Source organism: Vibrio sp. 1641, from assembly GCF_033339995.1.
Lineage (GTDB): Bacteria > Pseudomonadota > Gammaproteobacteria > Enterobacterales > Vibrionaceae > Vibrio > Vibrio alginolyticus.
In genome coordinates this window covers 61682-85465 of sequence record NZ_JAWOVP010000013.1, presented here as the reverse complement: position 1 = coordinate 85465, position 23784 = coordinate 61682, and the positions used below count along the sequence as shown (strand labels likewise).

Genomic DNA, 23784 nt, shown 5'->3' with positions numbered 1-23784 from the left:
AGCGTTTATTTGAAAGCGCTCAATACATAGCAATACTAAGGAGAGATTAGGTTGCTGTATTTGGATCGAGAGGACTAATGTAGCCTTTTGGTTTTAGAGCCAACACATCGCAATTTATTTTATCAATTACGTGCTCCGCTGTATTACCAATAAAGACAGCAGAAAGCCCAGTTCGCCCTGTAGTACCTAAAATAACCATTGCAGCGTTCAAGCGCTCTGCAGCTGCCGGAATGACATCTTCAGGTAAACCTTGCTCAACTATCGTTTGTTCTTCATCAAGACCATGTTTTTGGCGTAGTGCTTTCATAGCCGTTAAATGATGACCTCGCACTGCATCGGTATAAGTCGTTGGGTCAAATTCAGGAAGTTCAATCGTAATGTTCGCCGGTGTAACGGGGTAGGCGTTAACAAGATATGGCTTGGCCTCAAGCCGAGTGGTGATTTCTTTTAATCGCTCGACCATCGTATCGTTGAGATCAATATGAGTCGGGTTTTCTGAGCCCACATGTACTGAGGCAAGGATACTTGCCTGTTCCGGCCAAGCAGCATTCTTGATAAGAAGCACTGGAATAGGGCATTTTCGCAACAAGTGCCAATCTGTCGGTGTGAAAATGACAGACTCTAAAACATCATGCTTACGTGTGCCTTTGATGACTAGGTCATGATTGCCTGCATAGACTTCAGCAATAATCGCCTCATAAGGGCGGTTGTGCCAGACAACACAAACATCAAAGTCGAAGCCATCGTTTAGGTATGGTTGAGCAATTTTACGCATCCACTGCTCACGCTGATGAATGACACCTCGACGCATAGCATCTCTTTCATCCACTGATAGCATTGACGTCATGTCATACGAGAAATCGTAAATGGATAAAAAGAAAGTGATTCGGCTTCTAGATACACTTTTCTGAGCTAATTGAACAGCTCTTGCAAGTGCGGGCTGCTCATCATTATTGATGTCAGCTACAACAAGGATCTTACTGTATATACTCATAACTAAGCCCACTTCTATTGCAAAACCAGATACTGAATGTAAATTAAATCAGTATTTTGGAGTACTCACCGTACATTTTTACTGTAGCTTAGTTTGGAGAACTTTTTGAGGACTTTCGAAAGGAATTTATGAGAAATATGATGTAGCTCATTTTCGAGCTACATCAATAATTAGCGTGTATTATTCTTTAGTTACACCAGCAAGTTCCATCAATGCATCGTGGTCTAAGATAGTGATATATTTACCTTTTACGCTTAGGATCTCAGATTTCTGGAAACGACCTAACAAACGACTGATCGTTTCGACTGTAAGACCAAGGTAGTTGCCAATATCACCACGAGTCATAGTTAAACGAAACTCTCTAGGGCTGAAGCCACGCTGAGAAAAACGCGTTGATAGGTTGTAAAGGAAAGCAGCTAGTCGCTCTTCTGCATTCTTTTTAGAAAGAAGCAAAATCATTTCCTGATCACCTTTAATTTCGTTACTCATCAAACGCATGATTTGCTGGCGAAGCTTAGGCATCTTACCCGATAGATCGTCTAAAATTTCGTATGGGATTTCACATACCATCGACGTTTCGAGTGCTTGAGCAAAGCTAGGGTGGGAGTCACCAGTGATAGCATCGAAACCGACTAAGTCTCCAGCTAAGTGAAACGCTGTGATTTGCTCATCACCTTGCTCTGTGATCGTATAGCTCTTGATGGTACCAGAGCGGATAGCGTATAGCGATTTTAGCTCATCACCGGCCTTAAAAAGCTCTTGTCCTTTTTGAATAGGCTTCTTACGTTCGATGATTTGGTCAAGCTGGTCAAGTTCTGCCTCATTTAGAGTGAACGGTATACACAGTTGGCTAATGCTACAATCTTGGCAATGAATGGCGCAACCGCCTGATTGGATACGCTTTGTTGCAGGTTTTTCAGAAATCATAACAACCTTTCACTATTTGATATACATCAATATTTTAGCATCGCTTAATCCTAAAGGGTAGCAAAAATGTCACCTCAATAGAGTTTAACGTTATATGAAACCGAGTAATGCTAAGGCTCCTACAGCGGTATACGTACCATAGCCAATAAGGATTAATGCTGAAATATTTCTAAATATTAATGATTTTTGTAATTTCTGAAAATGATTGGCACCGTATCCAATAATAAGCATTGCAGGTAGCGTTCCGAGCCCAAACGCAAGCATAATTAGGCCGCCGTTCATCGCACTACCAGAAACCGCCGACCAAGTAAGCGCTGAATAAACTAAGCCACATGGTAACCAACCCCAAATAAAGCCAAATGGCAACGCGTGAAGAGGGTGCTTTAGTGGCAACAGATTCTTCCCTGCCGGCGAGATAAAGCGCCAGATATACTGCCCTAGCTTTTCTATTAAAAGTAAGCCTTGCCACCATTTAGCAATATACAGCGCGACCAGGATCATGAATAACGCAGCAATCAGCCTTAACCAAGCAAGAGAGTGCGTTAACCCACTAAGTTCAGATAAACCTGATATAGCACCACCCACTAATGCACCTATTAAGGTATAACTGATCAATCGTCCGAGGTTGTAGAAGAGGGGGATAAGAGGGGTAGTTTTATTTTTAGCAGAAGAGCCCATGGTAAGTAGAGACGCGATACCACCACACATACCCATACAATGACCGGCTCCTACTAAGCCGATCATCAACGCACCGATAAAATCAGGAGTCATAAAGGTCGCTACTTTTTATCACTATTAGATTGGTCTTCTTCGTCGAGAAGAATGTTGTGCCCTTGCCGTTCAAGATCTTCAAACTGATCGCTTCTTACCGCCCAAAGAAAAACGGCGACAGCAACACAAACGAGAACGATAGCGATGGGAATCAATATATAAAGACTTTCCATGTTTGCTTTCTCTACTTATTTCTCTTTGAGCAGGCGCAAAGAGTTAGATACAACGATAATTGAGCTTGCAGACATGCCAACTACTGCAATGTAGGGAGCCACTAAACCTGCGACCGCCAAAGGCAAAATTAACAGGTTGTAACCCAAAGACCAAGCCAAGTTTTCTCGAATAATCTTTCTTGTACGCAGTGCAAGCAAACGTGCCTCTAGTAGCTTTTCGAGATTATCCCCAAGTAACGTCATATCTGCAGAAGCTTTAGCGACATCTGTACCACCGCCCATTGCGACAGAAAGGTGAGCTCCGGCGAGAGTCGGCGCGTCATTGATTCCATCACCAACCATCATAGTGATACTGTTTTCGTCCAAGCTCTTAAGGTATGCAAGCTTATCTTCTGGCTTTGCTGACGCGACGATGTGATCGATACCAATTTCATTCGCCACTGGTTGGGCGTTTGAGAGAGAATCACCAGTTAGCAGGGTTGTCTTAATTCCAGCGTCAGCAAAACGTTGAATAAAGGCTTTGCTTTCTTTTCGGATAGGGTCGCGGTAGTAAAAGCTAGCGACATGCTTGCCATCAACCGACAGATAGACCGCCTGGCTTTCACCACTTTCTTTGCCTTGAACAAAAGCCGCACTGCCTATCTTAACGATTTTGCCATTCCATATCCCTTCAATCCCCGACCCAATCACGTTTTGCACATCAGACACGATAAAGTCATCATTGGTGAAAGTTGCAAAAGAACGAGCGATAGGGTGGTTTGCATGAGCTTCTAAAGCTGCAGCTAGTGATAGACAATCTTTCTGTGGGAGATCACTAAGTACCTTTGTTTCACAGATCTCAATATCACCTTTCGTTAGAGTGCCTGTTTTATCTACAACTAAGTGATTGATCTTACATAATGTCTCAAACACATGGCCTTTACGAAGCAAAATGCCAAAATTACCCATTCTAGAGGTAGCACAAGTGAGAGCGGTCGGAGTGGCCAGAGATAGCGCACATGGACACGTAGCGACTAACACAGACAGCATGATCCAAAACGCATCATCTGGTTTTGTTTGATGCCAGTAAAACCAAGTACCAGCAGAGATAATAAGAACCACACCAACAAAGTAACGGGCGACAATGTCTGCAATTTCCGCAATTTTAGGTTTGGAGTGTTGAGCTTCATCTTGTAAACGCACGATATTAGAAATCATTGAATCGGCCTTTGAGCTTACTACCTCGAGTTCAAATGATTCGTCTCCGTTTAGCGTTCCCGCATAGACGACATCACCTTCTCGTTTCACAACGTGCACTGACTCACCCGTTAGCATGGATTCATCAATATGAATACGGCCTGAAATAACTTTACCGTCAGCGGGGATATGTTCACCAGGTAGAACGCGAATACGATCGCCAACTTTTAGCGTCTTCACGGGTATCTGATCACCGTCCAGCGTTGTAGCAATTGCCGGAATCAACTTAAGAAGGTTACCACTCGCTGCAGCAGCTTTGCGACGAGCGCGCATCTCTAAGAATCGACCTACTAACAAAAAGAAGGTAAACATCGAGATAGATTCAAAGAAGACTTCGCCTTGTTCAGTTACTGTTGCAACTAAACTTGCAACATAGGCAAAGATCAACGCGATAGAAACCGGGACATCCATACCAAGGGTTCGGCCTTTGATACTGCGCCATGCGTTTAAGTAAAATGGAAGAGCGGAATAAAGCAAAACAGGAGTAGCAAAAATCAAACTTACCCAACGAAAGTAACTTTTAAACTCTGGCTCTAAATCACCAAAGACTTCGAGATACAATGCAACGGCGAGCATCATGACCTGCATGGTTGCTAAACCTGCAATACCTAGCCGATATAGATATTGCTTCATCATTCGATGGTAAGAGGCTTCTTGCTTATCTGCTTCAAAAGGTGCAGCTTTGTAACCAAGTTTATGTATAACGGAAAGGAGCTCGCTTAACCGTACCTGAGTTTTATCCCAGGCTAGTAACGCTCGATTGGTGGTTGTATTAACACGGATAGATACCAACCCGGCCGTATTAGAAACTTGCTTTTCGATTAACCACGCACAAGCGGCACATGAAACGCCTTCCAAAGAAAGGGTTACTTCAGAAACATTTTCGCGATTTCGTACGAATTCAGATTGTACATCCGCATTGTCATAATGAATTAAAGCTTGGAGTTGCTCTGGTACTAGATCTGCCTTTTCTGCAGGCGCAGTGCGGTATTGGTAATATGAGACAAGACCACTATCGACAATAGTCTGCGCCACAGTTTCGCAGCCCGGACAACACATGTCGCGAATTTCACCCAATATTTCTACTTTGAAATCCGTGTTGGCTGGTACATCTTCACCGCAGTGATAACAGGATTTACACATATGCTTACTTCATTAACGGTGTTGAAGAGGCAGGAAACTCAACTTTACCTTGGATCATCCATTGCTTGTCGTGTGGTTGTAGTTCAACAAACCATGGCCCTTGAATAGATTCCTCAGCTTTTAGTCGGTAATTACCAGATGCATCCGCTGTTACAAGCTTTGTGAAGTCACGATCAGGAAGAGTACGATGAGTGAAAGTGGCCGTTAGAGCAGGGTAATGAGGTAGCTTCCCTTTAGCGAAAACAATCACAACATTGTTATTTTCAGAGGAAATCTCAGCGTTAAGACCTAGGTCACGAGCGACATTCATTTTACTAATATCGATATTAATGCCTTTGCCTTTTTTATAGTAATCCTCAGCGACTAAAGAAACAGAGTTGTTCGAGAAAACGACCACAGTAATCACAGTCCAAACTACGACAGTAAGAGGAAGGATGATTAGGAACCACGGCCAAAATTGTTTATACCAAGGCTTTACCATAAAAAAGTTCTCAACAGCTAAATGAAAAAATGTAAGGCGTTAAATTTAAAGGAAAGACAGCCCCTATGAAAGGGGCTGTTATTGCTATGTTACGTAATATCTCAGTTACTTACTCTCTGAGTTACTTAAACTCCAGACATATGAGGCAACGAGCTGAACTTTATCTTCACCCAAAATGTCTTTCCACGCAGGCATTACGCCTGAGCGTCCGTTCATTACGGTTTCTGTTACAGCTGCACGAGAGTCACCAAATAACCAGTCTTGGTCTGTAAGGTCAGGCGCACCGACTGCAGGGTTACCCTTACCATCGGTACCATGACAAGCAGCACACACTACGAAGCGTGCTTTACCTGCCGCGGCTTCACGAGCATTTACTTTACGACCAGATAGACTAAGTGTGTAACTTACAACTTCTTGAACACCTTGCTCACCAAGGGCATCTTTCCATGCTGGCATTTGACCAATACGGCCGTGCATGATGGTTGTAACGATCGCTGCTGGCTCGCCACCATATAGCCATGCATCATCAGTCAGGTTAGGGAAGCCTTTCTGACCACGTGCATCAGAGCCATGGCATTGAGAACAGTTTTGCAAAAACAAACGCTGACCAACTTTTAATGCTTCAGGATCTTGCGCAATTTCAGGAATTGGGCGTAGACCACTGTCATTGTGCGCAAGTTTACGGAATGCTTCGCCGAAGTAAGCGTCGGCATCATCCAGTTCTTTTGCATATTGGTTTAGTTGCTTGTTCTCTTGTGCTGCAGCGATGGCTTCTTTTGACTCTTCTAGTGAGCGAACGGTTTGAGCCGAACTCTGCCAGTTTAAAAAGCCCTTGAAGCTACCTAGACCTGGGAATAGGGCAAGGTAAACTGCTGCGAACACAAATGTGCTTACAAACAGGTAAGTCCACCACTTTGGTAGAGGGTTGTTTAGCTCGCGAATACCATCGTACTCGTGGCCCATGTCTTCCCCTTCCTCGACGCCCATTTTATCTTTAGCGCACCAAGTCAGGAGAATCGCACAGCCTACTAGCGTACCGACAGTAATCACGATAATCCAGAGACTCCAGAATGTAGTCATTACTTCTTCACTCCTTGGTTATTAGGGGTCTTTTGTTCTTCGTCAGCAAACACCAAGTTGGCATCTTCTTCAAAGCGTGCTTTACGCTTTTTACTAAATGCCCACCATACGATGCCAATAAAACTAGCGAAGAGTACAACGGTATAAATACTATGAATTGTACCGAAATCCATATGATCCCCTTACTTCATTGCATGACCAAGAGACTGAAGGTAAGCGATGATTGCATCCATCTCTGTTTTACCTTCTACTTCTTTAGCCGAATTCGCGATCTCTTCATCAGTGTATGGAACGCCGAACTGATCACGAAATAGCTCAAGTTTCTTCTGAGTTAGCTTACCGTCTAAAACGTTTTCAGCTAGCCACGGGAAACCTGGCATGTTTGACTCAGGTACAAGCTCACGAGGATCTAACAGGTGAACACGGTGCCATTCGTCAGAATAACGACCACCAACACGAGCTAAATCCGGGCCTGTACGCTTAGAGCCCCAAAGGAATGGGTGTTCCCAAACACTCTCACCAGCAACAGAGTAGTGACCGTAACGTTCAGTCTCTGAGCGGAAAGGACGAACCATCTGGCTGTGACAGACGTTACAACCTTCACGGATGTAGATATCACGGCCTTCCATCTCCAAAGGAGTGTAAGCGCGCAGATTTTCTACAGGTTCAGTCGTTTGCTTTTGGAAAATCAGAGGAGTGATCTCTACAAGAGCGCCCCAACTGATAGCAAACACGATAAAAATAGCCAACAAACCGACATTACGTTCTAAGATTTCATGGCGATTATTAGAATTATTACTCATTCTTAAATCTCCTTATGCCGGATGTGGGATAGCTTTTAGGCTTTCTTTAGGTGCACTTACCGTTTTGTACGTGTTGTATGCCATTAGGAACATACCAGATAGGAAGATAAATCCGCCTAGGAAACGTACAAAGTAGAACGGATAAGACGCTTCTACAGATTCAACAAAACTGTAAGTTAGCGTACCGTCAGAGTTAACCGCGCGCCACATAAGACCTTGCATTACACCAGAGATCCACATCGCAACGATGTAAAGAACGGTACCGATTGTTGCTAGCCAGAAATGCACATTAACTAGACCAACAGAGTACATACGCTCTTGGCCAAATAGGCGAGGTACCAAGTGATATACAGAGCCGATAGAAACCATCGCAACCCAACCTAACGCACCAGAGTGAACGTGACCAATGGTCCAGTCTGTGTAGTGAGAAAGTGCGTTAACCGTCTTAATCGACATCATCGGGCCTTCAAAGGTAGACATACCGTAGAACGACAGTGAAACGATTAGGAAACGTAGGATAGGGTCATAACGAAGCTTATGCCATGCACCAGATAACGTCATAATACCGTTGATCATACCACCCCAAGAAGGAGCAAATAGAACCAGCGACATAACCATACCTAGAGACTGAGTCCAGTCTGGTAGCGCTGTATAATGAAGGTGGTGAGGGCCTGCCCAAATATATAGAGAAATAAGTGCCCAGAAGTGAACGATAGATAGACGGTAAGAATAAACAGGACGTTCAGCTTGTTTAGGAACGAAGTAGTACATCATACCTAGGAAACCAGCGGTCAGTAGGAAACCTACCGCATTGTGTCCATACCACCACTGAACCATCGCATCCACTGCGCCCGAGTAAATCGAGTAAGATTTACCAAGTGACACAGGAATAGCCATGCTGTTCACGATGTGAAGTACTGCTACTGTGATAATAAAGGCACCGAAGAACCAGTTTGCCACATAAATATGTGACGTGTTTCGCTTCACTAGTGTGCCGAAGAACACCACCGCATATGATACCCATACTAGCGCAATTGCGATATCAATAGGCCATTCTAGCTCAGCATACTCTTTACCCGATGTTAAACCGAGAGGCAAAGTAATGGCTGCTGCCAGGATGATTGCTTGCCAACCCCAAAAGGTGAAGGCAACGAGTGGGCCACCAAAAAGACGTGTTTGACATGTGCGCTGTACAACATAATAAGACGTTGCGAACAGAGCACTGGTACCAAACGCAAAAATTACCGCATTAGTATGCAGTGGACGTAAGCGACTGTACGTCAACCACGGCGTATCAAAGTTTAGCTGTGGCCAAACTAATTGAGCGGCAATCAAAACACCAACAGCCATACCAACTATGCCCCATAAAATGGTCACAAGGGTAAATTGGCGAACGACTGTATAGTTGTAGTTTTGTTCAAGCTGCTTTACTTGGCTCATTTGCATGCTTCCAATTTCTAATTAACTACACTTTTACTTCCAACACGACTTGCGTCGTAACACCACCCAAGTAAACTCTAGAATTCAAGTGTTATCATCACCTTATTTCCATTGCTGACTTTAATAAAAAGTGGCATTTTCAGCGTGACACTATACTTGAATTAACAATTCAATGACAGGGTAGTAACCTTACTGGACCTCTGGAAATCATTTTTTATTTAAAAAGTTTGAAGTTTGTAACAAGGATATTAGTAATTATGCCTGCACAAAAGTTAACAAAGGCGCGACTTGCACAAATCTTAATCATGCTCGGTGTTTTAATAGGCGCATTTTTCTGGCGTACCTTTACACACGAGAGTGTTAATAGCGTTGACTGTTCACAAAAAGAACGATGCGATGTAACAATTGAAGGAGAAATAATCACGATTAATCGTGACTCAATGGGAATTTCGCTCGAAACGACAGAAAGTAGCACTCTAAAAATTGATCTAAATCAATCTGGTAATTTTATCAATCTCAACGAAAAGCATAAGTCAGTAGAATGGGACATCATGCCTGAATCGAAAAAAATCACCTTTAAAAAAGGTGAAAACATTGTTGTAGTTCAATTATAAATACGATCTATCACGAGATAATCGTAACTTATTAATGAAATTAACACCTTCTTACCTAGAGAAAATTGGTTGGAATGGTATAACAGCAGAGTGATATCCAATTATAAAATCGTATGCATTGCCAATCAGTTTTTACTCATATTAAAGATGAAGACTCAGCGATAAAAACGCTCAGGTCCGAATTGACACAACAGAACTTGTCTTACGTGATGTGTTACTACACGGAAGAATACAATTTCGAGTTGATTCGAGAAGCGTTTCTTGCGCATTTTCCTGGTGTGCCTTTTCATGGCGCCAGTTCATGTCAAGCCGTAATGACAGATCAGGGCTTTCATACAGGACCAGTAATTGCGGCACTTGCTGTTTATGATACAGGTCCTCATGCTTATGGTACTGGTATTTCTAATCACAACTCAGGTGACAGCGTCACCAAGGCTTTGGATATGGCCCTTGAGAACGCAAACCGTGTAGGAGAGGTACCAAACTTAATTCTACTTCATGCTACACCAGGGCAAGAGGAATCAATCATTGCGTCTATAGATGAAAGATTTGGAACTCTAATTCCAATTATTGGTGGTTCGGCCGCTGATAATAACATCGCTGGGAAATGGTCTGTGATAACCGCCCAAGGCTCTCAAACTTCAGGTTTAAGCTTAACTCTCTTTTACTCCTCTCAACCTGTTGATATCGCTTTTAGCGCTGGGCATACACCAACTAATATCAAAGGTGTTGCAACCAAGACCAACGATAGATGCTTACTTGAAATTGATAATGAACCTGCGCTCAATGTTTATAGAAGGTGGACAAATCACCAGGATAACCAAGTAGGTAAAGATAATATGCTGTTTACAAACTCGAGTGCTTATCCATTAGGGCGGATCGCAGGTCATCTCTATGATCGCCCATATTACAAGTTATCCCATCCGATCCGTGAGACGCCAGATGGTGGAATCGAGTTGTTTACACGAATAGAAGAGGGTGACGAGCTCACATTAATGAAAGGAAGTCGTGAGCATCTCGTTGCGCGCGCTGCAAAAGTCGTCAATGCCGCTTTTAACCAAAAATTAGAAGAGTCTCGAAAAATTGGAGTGATAAATATCTTTTGCGCAGGTCCCATGTTGCACTTAATGCAAGACATGAATAGCGTTTGTGAACAAATTAACCAAGAACTAGAACATTTGCCTTTTATTTGCCCTTTTACTTTCGGCGAGCAAGGTAGATTTATTGGTGGTGAGAATGGACATGGAAACCTGATGATTTCATCGGCTATATTCCATAAACCTTATGAAAGATAAATACTTAGACATATATCAACAGGAAGCGCTTCAAGAAGCGTTAGTTGAGCTAAAGCAGGCTAGACAAAGAGAACGACTACTCGCTGATGAAAACAAGGCCATTCTTTCCGCGATATCTGCGATGAGTGAGGCAAAGAATCGGCATGAGATATTTACGGGATTAAACAATGTCCTCAAAAAGTACATCAACTTCGATGATTTTATTGTACTGACTCGTGATGGTGAACGATATCCCTTCAAGACATTGATATCAACTAATAGCGTATTTGATAATGTATCCTGGTTACACGGTAACACCTATCAAAGAGCTCTCAATGGTGAATGCATTCTACTGTTCGAGCCAGATAAACTCGCTGAGTTTGTTAACTTAAACAGCTTTATAAAAAGCCATGTAAACTCGGTCGTTTTAACTGGTATACGTTCAGAAGTAACGCAAACCGTAATCCTACTTATTGGAGCTCAGAAAGGGCACTTTAGCATAGAGAATAAGGAAACCTTGAGGCGGTTTCGTCCCTTAATTGAAAGGGCGGTCATTGATATCGAGACCAAAGAGAAGTTACAACGTATCGTTGAAGTAAGAACAACTCAGCTCGCTAAAGCAAGAGAAGAAGCAGAGCTTGCGAACCGGTCTAAGTCGGAGTTCTTAGCGATGATGAGTCATGAAATAAGAACCCCTTTAAATTCCGTTCTTGGAATGCTAGATATACTGAAGCAATCAACCTTGTCAGAAGAACAAATTGATGCTTTGAGCCAAATGGAGTGCTCTGCAGAGTTACTTCTCGCGATAATCAGTGACATTCTTGATCTTTCTAAAATCGAGTCAGGTCGCTTTCAGCTCAATGAACAATGGATTAACTTAAGAGACACTGTCACTTTTGTTATTTCTCAGCAAAAACAAATAGCTAAGAAGAAAAATCTTAAATTCAAGCTCAACTGTACTGTCACTAATGACAAACAATTTTGGATTGACTCCACGCGGTTATCTCAAATTCTGTTTAATCTAATAGGGAATGCAATAAAGTTTACAGACGAAGGTGAAGTAAAAGTTTCTGTATCTGAGCAAGATGCTGAACTTGTGATCTCAATATCTGACACTGGAATTGGTATATCTAAAGCAAAGCAAGAGCACTTGTTTACGGCATTTCATCAAGGAGACCGTTCCATCACGAGACGCTTCGGTGGTACAGGACTGGGGCTCGCAATAACCAAGCATTTAGTCGAAATGATGCGTGGAAAGATTGCCGTTAAAAGTGATGAGCATGTTGGTTCAACCTTTACGATTTCGATTCCAGTTTTGACTCGTTGTAATCAAAATCGTCCAGTTAGAATCGAAACCAATCAACCGACAAAAGCAATGGAACTTCTCGTCGTAGAAGATACCGAATCGAATCAGTTCGTAATAAAGCTTATCTTAAATAAGCTTGGCCATAATGTTCATATCGCAAGCCATGGAGCAGAGGCATTAACATTTTTAGAAGAGAATGAGGATTTAATCGATTTGATTCTCATGGATGTCTCGATGCCAGTGATGGATGGAATTACCGCAACAAGACTTATTCGAGATAAAGGTCTCAGGACCCCAATTATAGCGTTAACTGCACATGCGCTAGAAAGCGATAGAGATAAATGCCTGGATGCCGGTATGGACGGATTCATTTCCAAGCCAGTTAGAAGACAAGATATCTTTGAAGCTATACAGTCATTTCAATAAGTAAAAAGGCGTTAATATAGATCTTAACAATCGATAGATTATTAAGATCTATATTAAGTATTTTATGGTAAATAACGATTATGTTTAATGCTCACAGTAAGGCCCTTAAATTTAAAATCTGCAGGGGAATAGGAGCATACTCAGACAACATTTAGCGTACGGCTATATTCAATTTAACATAACACATATAATGCGCACTGTAATAGTGGTTCCTGTGGACTTGAAATCACTAAGGCTAATCCAGTGCAAGCCATTGAGATTCCTGACAATCCAAGCCCATTAAACTTTTTTGCAATTCCTTCCCATACTGCTTTTATCTGCGGATTATCATTGCGATCAGCGTGACAACCCAGCAATGCAATTTCAGGGTCTAAACCTGATTGCTCTGCAAGAAAAATTGCTTGTGTATCAGTCATATAACGCTTTCCTTTGCGGAAATCACTGATTCTTTGCGGCGGCACATTCATATCCGCTGCAATTTGTTTGTCTTGTACGTAACTTTGAGCCTTTTTGTAGGCATCTAATAGTTTGTTCTGATACATACCGCTTCCTCCGTTTCCGTCAGTTTAGCTTATCAATCACCATTTTTGGTGTCTTGCGCTAACCAATTTTGGTGATTACGCTAATAACCAAATTTGGTTACTCAGTTAAATTTGCTTGGTGTTGCTATGAAAAAACTCTCTACTCAGAACGCGATCATTCTTGATACGGAAACTACTGGTTTAGGTTCTCAAGCAGAAATTGTCGAGTTCACTGCTATCTGCGCTCACACTGGCAAAGTTATCGTGAACGAACTTGTTAAACCTACATGTTCGATTCCTGCTGACGCAACGGCTATTCATGGCATCACCGATGAAGACGTTAAGGATGCGCCCGACTTTCATTGTCATGACGCCGTTCGTCGATTGCACAAGCATGAAGAATACAAAGGCTTTGCCAAATCAGGACTGTTACAGCGTCACTGCCGTGCACCTAAGTTCCCTGCTCCACCTGTGTTTAATCCGACGGTCGCTAAGACGTCTGAAGAAATTGAAGCGTACAACAAAGCCTTTGATATCTGCTATCGCAACTACTTGGAAGATTGCTTGCGCATCTTCACCAATCAAGTGCTTGGTCTGTCGCTGTCTGCGCCTCGCGGTTTGGGTTTCCAGTTCTACACCGAATCCATGAAACTGACTTCGCCAGATGGTGAAGACTTCTGCGGCTTCGTTGGTATCGGCGGTAACAATGACACGGTACATTTCCAAATCAACGGAACGGGATGCAAGCATGTATTTGCCCGTCGTCCTGCGTGGTCGCTGCATGACTGGCTGACCAATGTACTTGGTGTGCAAACTCTGGCGCGTGTTGATTTGGCCTATGACGATTACGACGGGATTTTTGATTGCGAATACGCTTACAAGGCGTGGCGTGACGACTGTTTCAGAACCGCTGAGCGTGGTCGTGGTCCGGTGCTTCATGAAGACATGACCATTGCCAGTATCGGCAAAGATGGCAAACCGATTTACACCAAAGAACAATACTCGATTGGTTCGCGTACCTCGCGCATTTACTGGCGTATCTACAACAAAGCTCTTGAGCAGAAACTCGCGAACACGGGCCTTGTCTGGTACCGCTCTGAAGTTGAGCTTAAAAAATGGAATGTTGATGTGTTGCTGAATCCAGCTGGCGCGTATGCCGCGCTCAATGATTTTGCTGCATCAATTTCTACCGCTAAGAAATTCAATACCAAACCCGTCCCGACTAAACGCGCGGCGTTAGACCTGTTGGCCTCTGCGCACTGGATGCGCCGCCAGTACGGGAAAATCCTTAATTCACTTATCGAATTCCATGAGGGCGACATTGAAACCGTGGTCGGTTCCCTTGTCCGTGATGGAACGAAATTCACCTTCCCCGATACCTACGGCAAGTTGGTGACTCACATATTGGAGACTTAACAAATGGCTAAATCCGTTTTTGTACTTGGCATGGATATCACTTGGAACTCAGCACGTGGTGACAGTGCTCAACTGAACGTGTCACGTCCTCTACGTGAAATCAACTCGGAGAAATTCAAACGCCGCACTATCGGTGAATCGGGTGATGTGAATCCACAGTGGGACCAACCGTTGATGATTGATCATCAATACGCCCTATTACTTGAGCGCACTGGTGCCCTCGTTCCTCGCCGTGAATACCAATTGCGTTTGGAGATTAACCCAGACGATCCATTGGCAGGTGCCATTGTGACAGAACTCATCCCTGTGGATGACGACATCAAGAAACATTTTGAAGCCTCGTTAAAGGCTAAATAAGGAATTTCGTTATGCCTGTGTGTGCTTTACCTAACGCGGACGGTTTTCTCGCTGTCGTTCCTGACATTGAAGCGGCTTCATGCAGCGGTTATGTCATGGTCACGGCTCAAGAATATGACACGTTAATGAGCTACACACAGCTGACTCCAGGAGAGATATCTCAAGCGTTCGGCTTGGGTTTCACCTTGGTGTTCGTTGGCGGATATCTCTCAACTTACGCCATCAAGATGGCAATACGTTTAATAAAACTACTTTGAGGAATCTGTTATGAAACGTCTAAACGCGCTTAAAAAGTTCGGTAAACAAGCGGCGGCAACCGTCACTGTTGCGGTGCTTTCTGTCCCTGCTATGGCGGCGGAAGGTGGTGCAGCTGACCCGTTCTCCGCTATCGACTTATCTGGTGTGGCAACCAAAATCGGCGCGGCAGGTCTGGTGATTGTCGGCATTACTATGGCTTACAAATCCATCACTCTTGCTAAGCGTGCTGTGAACAAGGCTTAAGTTTATGTTGGCCGTTCTCCACGATGTCCAACTCATCGTCTTTGTGCTTTTGGGTGGCATTGCCGGATACGTGGCCAGCCAAAACTTTAGAGGATAAGGGGGCTTCGGCTCCCTTTTTTATTGGTTTAATACAATGAATCACTATCTCCGTTTTTTTATTGCCCTTGTTATTCTGTGTGCCAGTAGTCCTACGTATGCTTTAGAAGCTCGTATTGGTCATATGCAAATGAGGGGTTGTGGCTCTCAAGGTGAATGGGTTGACCCTTACAAGGTAAATACTTGTTTTTTGGATACTGGGTATTTCGACACATGCACATTTGAGAAGACACCATATGCTAATGCTCGTTATCCCTATCAAACGGTTTGTGATAATGGACTTGGTCTTGGCTATTATGAGGTGCGTTGTCCAGAAAATAGCGAATTTGATCCCTCTACCTTACGTTGTAAATCGGTTTGTGAATATGGCAAGAACCCTGACGGCACTTGTATGGACGTGTGTCAGTTTAAAAAATCCATTGATGAAATCAAATCGCTTCAGTGGTTGGCTTACGTCTATGGCGAACAAGTGACAGGGTCATGTTATGGCGATTATGGCGCAACCCGTTGTGAATTGGAGCGTACTCCTAGTGATAGTACACTGTGTACGGGCGTTGATTCCGGCCAATGGACACAAAACACCATCTGTCATGGTAACTTTCAATTCACAGGCAACCAGTGTGAAGGCGGTACACTCTTCTGGGGTAAAGATGGCCCTGACACCCCTATTATTCCTGATGACCCCATTCATGACCCTGACGACCCAACAGGCGACATCGAAGACCCTAGCGTATTACCTGATGGCTCAACCAATACGGTGAATCCACCGGATACCGACAGTGAGCCAGACGTGGAAGAGCCTGACACCGATGAATCGACAGACACGGCAGTTCTTAAAGCCATTACTGGGATGAATAAGGACGTCAACAAAGCCCTGAATGACATGAACATCGACATCAATCAAGCCAGTGCTGACGTTCAAAACCAAATCATTGCGCTGAATGCGTCTATGGTCACCAACACGCAAGCCATTCAAAAGCAGCAAATCAACGACAACAAGATTTACGAAAACACTAAGGCCCTTATCCAACAAGCGAATGCTGACATCACCACGGCCATGAACAAGAACACCAATGCCGTTAATGGTGTGGGTGACGATGTAGAGAAAATTGCAGGGGCAATGGATGGTATCGCGGATGAGGTTTCCGGTATTTCTGACACCTTAGACGGCATCGCAAACACAGATACGTCTGGTGCAGGTACGGGTGGTACGTGTATCGAGTCCCAAAGTTGTACCGGATTTTATGAGTCGGGCTATCCCGATGGCTTAGGTGGTTTGGTGTCCGGTCAGTTAGATGATCTTAAACACAACACCATCGACAACTTTGTGAACTCGTTTGGTGACCTCGACTTATCCAGTGCCAAGCGCCCTTCTTTCGTGCTCCCTGTGCCGTTCTTCGGTGACTTCAGTTTTGAGGAGCAAATCAGCTTTGATTGGGTGTTCGGTTTTATTCGTGCGGTGCTCATCATGACGTCAGTGTTTGCGGCGCGTCGTATTATTTTTGGAGGTTAATATGGATTGGTTAGTCGATTTATTTAACAAGCTGTTGGTGTTCCTCTATCAGCTTTTAATCTCGCTGGTCAACATGCTCAAAGACCTGTTCTTTTGGGCGGTTGAGCAGATCATGGCAATGGTGAATCTGTTGCTCTCTGGTGTGTTCTCCCTATTCGCTCCGGTCGATATGAGCCAGTACATGACCAGTATTCCGCCTACAGTGGCTTGGGTCATGGCGGCGGTCGGTGTGCCTCAATGTCTGTCTATCATTCTGGCCGCTATTACGGTGCGTTTGATGCTGCAATTGATTCCGTTTACGAGGTTAGGCTCATGATATACGCCATAGCAGGAAGACCAGGTGGCGGTAAAACTTATGAGGCGGTTGCCTACCATATTATTCCGGCCATTAAAGATGGCCGCAAAGTCATTACCAATATCACCTTAAACATTGATTGGTTCGTTAAGGTATTTGGTGAAGATGTTCGAGAACTCATCAAAATAGTGGATGGCCGTTTAACGGATTTTGGTTCAACCTCGCGTCCGTTCAGTCAGATTGAAGACTACTCGGACGAATGGCGCAATGAAAAAGGACAAGGGCCACTTTATGTGGTCGATGAGGCGCACATGAGCTTGCCAAGTCGAGGCTTGGCCGCGCCCATTCTAGAATGGTACTCAATACACCGTCACTACGGTGTCGATATCATCTTGCTTACACAGAACATCCGCAAAGTGCATCGAGACATTAAGGACATGATTGAAGTGACCTACCGATGCACAAAGAACACGGCCATGGGCTCAACCAGTTCTTACACCAAGAAAGTGCAAGATGGTTGTGCCGGTGAAGTGGTGAACACCTCTACCCGATTTTATAAGTCAGAATACTTCCCGTTCTATAAGAGTCATTCGCAATCCAACAAACAAGTGCAGGAAGCCGAAGCAAAAGACATTCGCCCGTTCTGGAAGCGTTGGCCTGTCGTCGGAACGGTGGTGCTGCTATCGCTTGGATTGGTTTTCAATATCTGGGCTTGGTGGCCGGAGCCAGAGCAACCGCCCGACCCTGTTAAACCACCACAACCAGTACAAGCGCAGCTGCCTGACGGAACGCCAACGGTAGATACGGCAGAAACCAAAGCGAAGAAGAAAAAGAAAGCATCAGGGTTCGGGCCTTTGGAAGACTACGACTTCTATATCACCGGATACGCAAAGCAAATCGCCTACGCCAAACGGCTGAAGTATGCTGCCGAACTCGACCGTGACCTGACGTTCTACAAGATATACATCGATGTGTACGATGGCCGCGACAAGCTATTCAGTTTCGATCATCTGGACTTGGTAAAGATTGGGTATCAGTTCGAAGTGTTGAGCGACTGCGTATATCGAGTGACTTGGGAAGAAACAGAAAGGATCTTCACGTGCGGCCAAAGAGAAAAGCCGTCGGACATATTGCAGCAAAACATGCCTGTCCATATTTAGACCGCTCGCCACAGCGTCGAAGCTAGCGCAGTCTGCGTAGACCGAGGAAGCGGAACATGTAGGACACCAAACCTTGGCACTTCCACACCGAACTTAACTATGGGGCTCTATACGAGCCCTTTTTTATTATTTGCGCGGTATTGCGAGCATTTTGGGAGGGGCCCGCTTTGCGGGAGGGACCTAAAAGCGGAGCAAACCCCCGAATCTGTATTACGGGGGTAAATTCCACCATACATTCAAGTTTAAGGGAGTTACTCTTTATAGAAATTAATGCCTTATGGTATCTATTGATCTGTATCAGGCGAAATACTAGAATCATTACATACATAAGGAGGCTTTTATGAAAGCACTAATGGGCGAGATAGCTAAAGCTATACGAAACGACACTGATGGAAAAGAAGCTTTACGAAAATTTGTAAAGAGTCGTTCTAACTCCAAGGTAATTCTTCTTTCAAATGGTAAGAAATACGTAATTACCAATGAAAAACGGGCTGAAAAAGCTTCATGAACATTGCATTTCCAGCCTTTTTCCTACTAGCTCTAATACTACCTGGTTTTATATTTACAAGCGCATACGAGAGAAAAGAAAACACGACTTTAGAAAGAAAGCCATTCGAAGCATCTTCAGCAAGTGCTTTAATGTGTGCGCTTTTTCTTCAACTTATCTATGGGTATGTCGTCCACACATCAATCATGCCTATAGACTTTGCTCTTTGCATTAAATTAATGACAGGAGTGAAACTAACAAATGGCGACATTGAAGCTTTATCTCCTGATGTTGGTTACATTAGCTCTTATTTTATTGGTTTGTATGTAATCTCATTTGTTTCGGGAAAGCTACTTCAAAATATTCTGTTCAAGCTAAATCCATATAAATCCTCTAGGTTTGCATTCGACACTCCTTGGTATTATGAACTTAAGGGGAAGTTGTCAAGCGATGCTGACGCCGAAATAATAAAAGTATCTTGCTTGCTTGATACTAAAGAAGGATCATTCCTATATTATGGCTACTTAGATGACTTTTATTTAGACCAAGATGGTCAGCTCGATCGGTTAGTGCTATTTGATGTATATAGACGTGATATTAAAGCAGATGATAACTCTACTCCAGAAGAGGATAACGCAACGCAAAATGAAGATAACTCAGAATCAGGCCGCTACTATCAGGTAAAGGGACAAAGGTTAATTCTAAAATATAATCAAATAATTAACTTAAACATTGAATATCTCTACATCTATGAAGAATCCAATGAAACTGACCAACCGCAAACAGGCTCCTAATGGAGCCTTTTTTCTACATAATACTTCTCAATGCTCTAGCGTACTTCAGCACTTTCCTAGCCGCTTCCAAGTCTGTAAGAGCGCCAATCTCTAGTAAGGCTATTCCAGTTAAAACTTGCTGGGCAGTAACTAACTGGCCTGTTGGAAGCTCCAAACGATCATGATGCATTTTGAAGTTTTGCCACTTTTCGGATGAGCTAAGTTCCCGGCCTTTGGTCATTCTCATCAGCCTCTTACACTCCGGAGGAATAGCTTTTCCCTTATCCCACTCTTTGACTGTCCTCACAGTTTTCAAACAAAGTTCAGCAGCTTGTTCGACGGATAAACCACATTCAAATTCACGAAAAATATAGTTTTTAGTCATTTCGTGATACTTCATTGAATAGTCCCTCAAAAGAGAGACATTTTATAGGACTGACATATGCAATCGCATTCAACATAAGCAGATATAATGCGCACCAAGGAGTGAGATCTCAAAGCAATAATGTCCGGTTTTAGCTACTTTAAAATGTCCTCCTAAGATTAACAACATTGTTTGCTTTTGAGGCTTTAACCGAGGTTCCTGTGGACTTGCAATCGCTAGTTTGGTTTGTGGTTATGCTTACGAAGCAAATCAAATCTCTTATTGAAAATTGATGCGCGCTTAGTCCCCGACTTACTGGCGTGTCCTTCCGTAAGCACCTGAATCAATCTATGTATGGTGATGATGGCCAACTCACTGAATTTGCCATTCAATGGCATCACGATTACTAACTTAAGCGCTACCAAACAAAAAAGCCTTTCATACTCGCCTCGTACAACAGCAAAAATCAGCTAAACGCTCTAATCGCTCCGCAACGAAATCTGCCAAAAATCACGAGCTCAGTTGCGTTCTGAAACATTTATAAGCCTGTGGTTATATGGAGGCGAATGTACTTTTCGGGGTATTTGTAACGATAGCGTTTTCCTTTCTTCAAGTTGGACTTAACGTACCTACACACTTTTTGGTCACCACTGCTGGTTACTCTTTTTATTACTGCGTTTTTACTTTTGTGCTCCATTTCTATCATGACGTCACAATAACCTTGATAGCCATCAAACTTATTGTCTACTTTCTTTTGAAGCTTAGTCTTAATCTTTTTAGCCAACAGGTTCGTTTCTGAATCGTCAGCAAAAACTGAATTACTTGCAAAGATCAATACCATTAAAGTTACAACGTATCTCATCGTTTTGGTCCGTTTATGTTGTTGATTGTTCGATGATAAGTAATTTTTCTGTAGATACGAAAATGGGACGCCACATTGCGTCCCATTTAACATGATGAAGTAACTGATATGTAATTAAGCGCGCTTCTTGCCTTTGTTTGCTTTGAAGCCCTGGTGCGGAAAAACGTTACGAATCCTCTGTTGAACTTTTTTGGGAATGCCTTTGGAAAAGCTTAAGCGCATTCCTGTTCGTTGGCTATACACCTTCATTTCACCAGTAAACGGGTTATGCTCACTAATATCCTGTAAGTTGTGTTTGAAAGAAGGAGGTAGGTGCCCTTTTACGTTACTAATATGGCCATTATCGAACTTTACTTTTAACACCGGCCTATCGACTGCGATCAACCAAAAGATCACGATGGCTGCAATTAAGATTACATATAACATTTGGCACTCCCTATCCTAGCTAGATAGCAATTTACTCAAATCCTCTTTAATTGAGGTAACTTTTTGACTCGCTTTTTCACTTCTCGACGCTTCGGAAAGCAAATATTCAATTGCGTCAGATAACGTACAACCAAGTTCATTCGCTCTACTAGAAAGCTTTTCCCAAACTCGGTAATCTAAATCAATGGATTTCTTCTTTGTATGGACTTGCTCTGCATTGAAGTGACGTTTCCGTTTCGCTCGGATAGCCTGCTTGAGTTTATTATCTAACTCTTCTGACATGTGGTTTTCTATCCAAGCTAAGACAAGTGTAGGCTCGTGTTCAAGGCGTTTTAGTTCTGCGACCGCTGCATCTGCTTCGCTTGTATCAATATGTCGGGTAATCGCTTCACCATCTTTCCATTTTTTGATGAGATACTTCCATTTCCACCCACATTCTAGATTCTCAAGCTGCTGATATTTCATTTGTTCCGACCCATAAACATAACCTAGTGACAGCGTAACCCAGATGGTTTACTTGGGCAAATAAAACTCTTAGAAGTATCGATGTTGATCACTCATTTGTCTAAGTATTGTTCATTGAGAGATGAATGCCGAGAGCAAACCAAATTGGTGCTAGGGTGTTATAGTCCGTTTCGTTATAATGTCGGCAAGATTGAATTACGATGAATTTTAATGAACCAACTTAATTGGCAAGACGTAACACCTTCACTTGAGCAGTACGAAGCACTTTTAAAGTCTGCACCTTCGTTACCAAAGAAGTCTTTTACTGATCTCCAACCGAGAATGTCGGCAACGATATCTCGTTTTTCAAAAATTTCCGGATTGACGCGAGTACTACTCATTAACTGCGTAGATAATTCTGTATATAGAGAGTTCATCAGTAAAGCTCTTCAGAGCCAGTCTAACGCTGCGATAGTTTTTTCGGAATCACTTGATGCCAAACGTTTATTTGACCGTTACAGTGTTGATGTAAGTGGTGATATTGCCTTCCAACCTGGTTTAATTTCACAGGCAGATAACGGTTACTTAATTGTACCGGCTAATCTAATTTTGGCTAACCCAGGGCTTTGGCCAAATATAAAGTCTGCAATTCAACAAAACCTTATCGAGCCACTGAACCTAAGCCCTACTCGTTTACCTACTTCAGTACCGCAAGCTAAAGCTTATGATGTAAAACTGATTGTAACAGGAGAAAGAAGTCAGTTAGCAGAGCTAGAATACATCGATGAAGACTTCTGTTCTGGCTTTGCCATGTATACGGAAGTTGAAGAAGATATTCATCTGTCAGAGCAGAATTTGACAGATTACTTTGGTTTAGTGAACTGGATATGTTCTCAATATCAGCTGCCTCACTTAACTGAATGTGGTTTTAGAAGATTGTTGCTAGCCGGTATGAGATTTACTGAAGATCAACATTATCTGCCTTTAGGAGTAATGTGGCACTCTCAACTTCTAACGCTTGCCAGCCAGTTCAGTGATGGTCACGCATTAGATTACAAGTCGTTAGATAAAGCGATTGACGACAAGTATTACCGAGAATCTTACCTTCCTCAGCGTGCCGTGTACGATATTTTAGATGGCCAAGTCATCATTGAGACAACTGGGGAACAAGTTGGTCAAATCAATGGCCTAACCGTTATTGATATGGCTGGGCACCCTGTCAGCTATGGTGAGCCTGCACGAATATCTTGTGTAATTCATTTTGGTGATGGCGATGTTTCCGATGTTGAGCGCAAAGCTGAGCTTGGAGGCAATCTACATGCAAAAGGCATGATGATTATGCAAGCTTTCTTGAGCTCTGCTCTGAAACTGGATGAACCACTGCCTTACTCAGCCTCCATCGTATTTGAACAGTCTTATAGTGAAGTTGATGGTGACAGCGCATCTCTTGCAGAACTTTGTTGCTTGGTGAGTGCTTTATCTGAATCTCCAATTAATCAACAAGTTGCGGTTACAGGAGCTGTTGATCAGTTTGGTCGAGTGCAAGCCGTCGGTGGCTTGAACGAAAAAATTGAAGGCTTTTATCAGGTTTGTAAACATCAAGGTTTTACAGGAAATCAAGGTGTTGTGATGCCAAAATCAAACCTTAAACACCTTGCATTACATAAAGATGTAATAGAAAGCATTAAAAATGGTGAGTTCCATATTTGGTCCGTTTCTACCGTAGATGAAGCTATTCCGATTGTAATGAATAAACCTTTTAGAGGTGAAGACGATAGCATTATTGGCAAAATAGCGGAACGTATTGAAAACTTTGAAAGACATGAGCATCCAGAAGGAATTGTGCAGCGCATCAAAAACTGGTTTGTCTAGTACTGATCGGAGTTGTTTAGCGTACACGT

General features: G+C 43.1%; 28 protein-coding genes. 13 read left to right on the top strand and 15 right to left on the bottom strand.

The window, feature by feature from the left end; genetic code table 11:
* Window positions 1–46: 46 nt before the first annotated feature.
* The 10 genes from uspE to ccoN all read right to left on the bottom strand — a co-directional run bounded on the left by uspE (window position 47) and on the right by ccoN (window position 9048).
* On the bottom strand, window positions 47–994 hold the full coding sequence (uspE, locus tag R7Z47_RS19695) for a universal stress protein UspE (protein WP_005377500.1): 948 nt from the start codon (window positions 992–994) through the stop codon (window positions 47–49).
* A 180-nt stretch (window positions 995–1174) separates the two neighbouring features.
* Window positions 1175–1921 (bottom strand): FNR family transcription factor, encoded by a 747-nt coding sequence (locus R7Z47_RS19690; protein ID WP_005377497.1) that lies wholly within the window; start codon window positions 1919–1921, stop codon window positions 1175–1177.
* Between the two features lie 90 nt (window positions 1922–2011).
* The gene (locus R7Z47_RS19685; RefSeq protein ID WP_017634899.1) at window positions 2012–2692 is read right to left on the bottom strand and encodes a sulfite exporter TauE/SafE family protein; all 681 of its coding nucleotides are present in this window, start codon (window positions 2690–2692) and stop codon (window positions 2012–2014) included.
* 8 nt (window positions 2693–2700) lie between these two features.
* Window positions 2701–2865, bottom strand: coding sequence for a cbb3-type cytochrome oxidase assembly protein CcoS (ccoS, locus tag R7Z47_RS19680; RefSeq protein WP_005377493.1), 165 nt, complete (start codon window positions 2863–2865; stop codon window positions 2701–2703).
* A gap of 15 nt (window positions 2866–2880) precedes the next feature.
* The gene (locus tag R7Z47_RS19675; protein WP_213872050.1) at window positions 2881–5244 is read right to left on the bottom strand and encodes a heavy metal translocating P-type ATPase; all 2364 of its coding nucleotides are present in this window, start codon (window positions 5242–5244) and stop codon (window positions 2881–2883) included.
* Window positions 5245–5248: 4 nt separating this feature from the next.
* The gene (locus R7Z47_RS19670; RefSeq protein WP_005377489.1) at window positions 5249–5725 is read right to left on the bottom strand and encodes a FixH family protein; all 477 of its coding nucleotides are present in this window, start codon (window positions 5723–5725) and stop codon (window positions 5249–5251) included.
* Between the two features lie 105 nt (window positions 5726–5830).
* A complete protein-coding gene (ccoP, locus tag R7Z47_RS19665) occupies window positions 5831–6805 on the bottom strand; it encodes a cytochrome-c oxidase, cbb3-type subunit III (protein WP_005377487.1) in 975 nt (324 codons plus the stop codon).
* Window positions 6805–6978, bottom strand: coding sequence for a cbb3-type cytochrome oxidase subunit 3 (locus R7Z47_RS19660; protein WP_005377485.1), 174 nt, complete (start codon window positions 6976–6978; stop codon window positions 6805–6807). Before R7Z47_RS19660 ends, ccoP begins: the two co-directional genes overlap by 1 nt.
* A 9-nt stretch (window positions 6979–6987) precedes the next feature.
* A complete protein-coding gene (ccoO, locus tag R7Z47_RS19655; RefSeq protein ID WP_005377475.1) occupies window positions 6988–7608 on the bottom strand; it encodes a cytochrome-c oxidase, cbb3-type subunit II in 621 nt (206 codons plus the stop codon).
* A 12-nt stretch (window positions 7609–7620) separates the two neighbouring features.
* Window positions 7621–9048 (bottom strand): cytochrome-c oxidase, cbb3-type subunit I, encoded by a 1428-nt coding sequence (gene ccoN, locus R7Z47_RS19650; RefSeq protein ID WP_005396488.1) that lies wholly within the window; start codon window positions 9046–9048, stop codon window positions 7621–7623.
* Between the two features lie 257 nt (window positions 9049–9305).
* Between ccoN and R7Z47_RS19645 the strand changes: the two genes are divergently transcribed.
* The 3 genes from R7Z47_RS19645 (at window position 9306) to R7Z47_RS19635 (ending at window position 12668) form a co-directional block, all read left to right on the top strand.
* Entirely contained in the window at window positions 9306–9662 is a 357-nt protein-coding gene (locus R7Z47_RS19645; protein WP_238951925.1) for a hypothetical protein, read from the top strand.
* A 113-nt stretch (window positions 9663–9775) separates the two neighbouring features.
* Window positions 9776–10957 (top strand): FIST signal transduction protein, encoded by a 1182-nt coding sequence (locus R7Z47_RS19640; protein ID WP_017634895.1) that lies wholly within the window; start codon window positions 9776–9778, stop codon window positions 10955–10957.
* Window positions 10947–12668 (top strand): ATP-binding protein, encoded by a 1722-nt coding sequence (locus R7Z47_RS19635; RefSeq protein ID WP_005377471.1) that lies wholly within the window; start codon window positions 10947–10949, stop codon window positions 12666–12668. The genes R7Z47_RS19640 and R7Z47_RS19635 overlap by 11 nt, the downstream gene beginning before the upstream one ends.
* 173 nt (window positions 12669–12841) lie before the next feature.
* Here R7Z47_RS19635 and R7Z47_RS19630 read toward each other — a convergent pair whose 3' ends face one another.
* The gene (locus tag R7Z47_RS19630; RefSeq protein ID WP_046875304.1) at window positions 12842–13210 is read right to left on the bottom strand and encodes a DUF3693 domain-containing protein; all 369 of its coding nucleotides are present in this window, start codon (window positions 13208–13210) and stop codon (window positions 12842–12844) included.
* A 126-nt stretch (window positions 13211–13336) separates the two neighbouring features.
* Here R7Z47_RS19630 and R7Z47_RS19625 point away from each other — a divergent pair, with 126 nt between their 5' ends.
* The 9 genes from R7Z47_RS19625 (at window position 13337) to R7Z47_RS19585 (ending at window position 19808) form a co-directional block, all read left to right on the top strand.
* Window positions 13337–14605: a replication initiation factor domain-containing protein gene (locus R7Z47_RS19625; RefSeq protein WP_318130562.1), complete on the top strand. Its 1269-nt coding sequence runs from the start codon at window positions 13337–13339 to the stop codon at window positions 14603–14605.
* A 3-nt stretch (window positions 14606–14608) separates the two neighbouring features.
* Window positions 14609–14962, top strand: a complete 354-nt coding sequence (locus R7Z47_RS19620; protein ID WP_017822035.1) for a DUF1293 family protein — start codon at window positions 14609–14611, stop codon at window positions 14960–14962.
* An 11-nt stretch (window positions 14963–14973) separates the two neighbouring features.
* A complete protein-coding gene (locus tag R7Z47_RS19615; protein WP_015975174.1) occupies window positions 14974–15219 on the top strand; it encodes a hypothetical protein in 246 nt (81 codons plus the stop codon).
* Between the two features lie 10 nt (window positions 15220–15229).
* Entirely contained in the window at window positions 15230–15463 is a 234-nt protein-coding gene (locus R7Z47_RS19610; protein ID WP_015975175.1) for a major coat protein, read from the top strand.
* Between the two features lie 133 nt (window positions 15464–15596).
* On the top strand, window positions 15597–17072 hold the full coding sequence (locus R7Z47_RS19605; protein WP_318130559.1) for a methyl-accepting chemotaxis protein: 1476 nt from the start codon (window positions 15597–15599) through the stop codon (window positions 17070–17072).
* 1 nt (window position 17073) lies between these two features.
* The gene (locus R7Z47_RS19600; RefSeq protein WP_017822026.1) at window positions 17074–17388 is read left to right on the top strand and encodes a DUF2523 family protein; all 315 of its coding nucleotides are present in this window, start codon (window positions 17074–17076) and stop codon (window positions 17386–17388) included.
* Window positions 17310–18527: a zonular occludens toxin domain-containing protein gene (locus R7Z47_RS19595; RefSeq protein ID WP_262628983.1), complete on the top strand. Its 1218-nt coding sequence runs from the start codon at window positions 17310–17312 to the stop codon at window positions 18525–18527. Before R7Z47_RS19600 ends, R7Z47_RS19595 begins: the two co-directional genes overlap by 79 nt.
* Window positions 18528–18867: 340 nt before the next feature.
* A complete protein-coding gene (locus R7Z47_RS19590) occupies window positions 18868–19035 on the top strand; it encodes a hypothetical protein (protein WP_318130557.1) in 168 nt (55 codons plus the stop codon).
* A complete protein-coding gene (locus R7Z47_RS19585) occupies window positions 19032–19808 on the top strand; it encodes a hypothetical protein (RefSeq protein WP_318130554.1) in 777 nt (258 codons plus the stop codon). The genes R7Z47_RS19590 and R7Z47_RS19585 overlap by 4 nt, the downstream gene beginning before the upstream one ends.
* Before the next feature lie 13 nt (window positions 19809–19821).
* On the opposite strand, the gene R7Z47_RS19580 is transcribed toward R7Z47_RS19585, so the two are convergent.
* The 4 genes from R7Z47_RS19580 to matP form a co-directional block, all read right to left on the bottom strand.
* On the bottom strand, window positions 19822–20187 hold the full coding sequence (locus R7Z47_RS19580) for a regulator (RefSeq protein ID WP_318130553.1): 366 nt from the start codon (window positions 20185–20187) through the stop codon (window positions 19822–19824).
* Window positions 20188–20689: 502 nt separating this feature from the next.
* Window positions 20690–21013, bottom strand: a complete 324-nt coding sequence (locus R7Z47_RS19575; RefSeq protein ID WP_025766620.1) for a hypothetical protein — start codon at window positions 21011–21013, stop codon at window positions 20690–20692.
* Window positions 21014–21127: 114 nt separating this feature from the next.
* Window positions 21128–21439, bottom strand: coding sequence for a DUF3634 family protein (locus R7Z47_RS19570; protein ID WP_005377468.1), 312 nt, complete (start codon window positions 21437–21439; stop codon window positions 21128–21130).
* A gap of 15 nt (window positions 21440–21454) precedes the next feature.
* The gene (gene matP, locus R7Z47_RS19565) at window positions 21455–21904 is read right to left on the bottom strand and encodes a macrodomain Ter protein MatP (RefSeq protein WP_005396497.1); all 450 of its coding nucleotides are present in this window, start codon (window positions 21902–21904) and stop codon (window positions 21455–21457) included.
* A gap of 210 nt (window positions 21905–22114) precedes the next feature.
* Here matP and R7Z47_RS19560 point away from each other — a divergent pair, with 210 nt between their 5' ends.
* Entirely contained in the window at window positions 22115–23755 is a 1641-nt protein-coding gene (locus R7Z47_RS19560; protein ID WP_005377458.1) for a Lon protease family protein, read from the top strand.
* The last annotated feature ends 29 nt before the right edge of the window (window positions 23756–23784 follow it).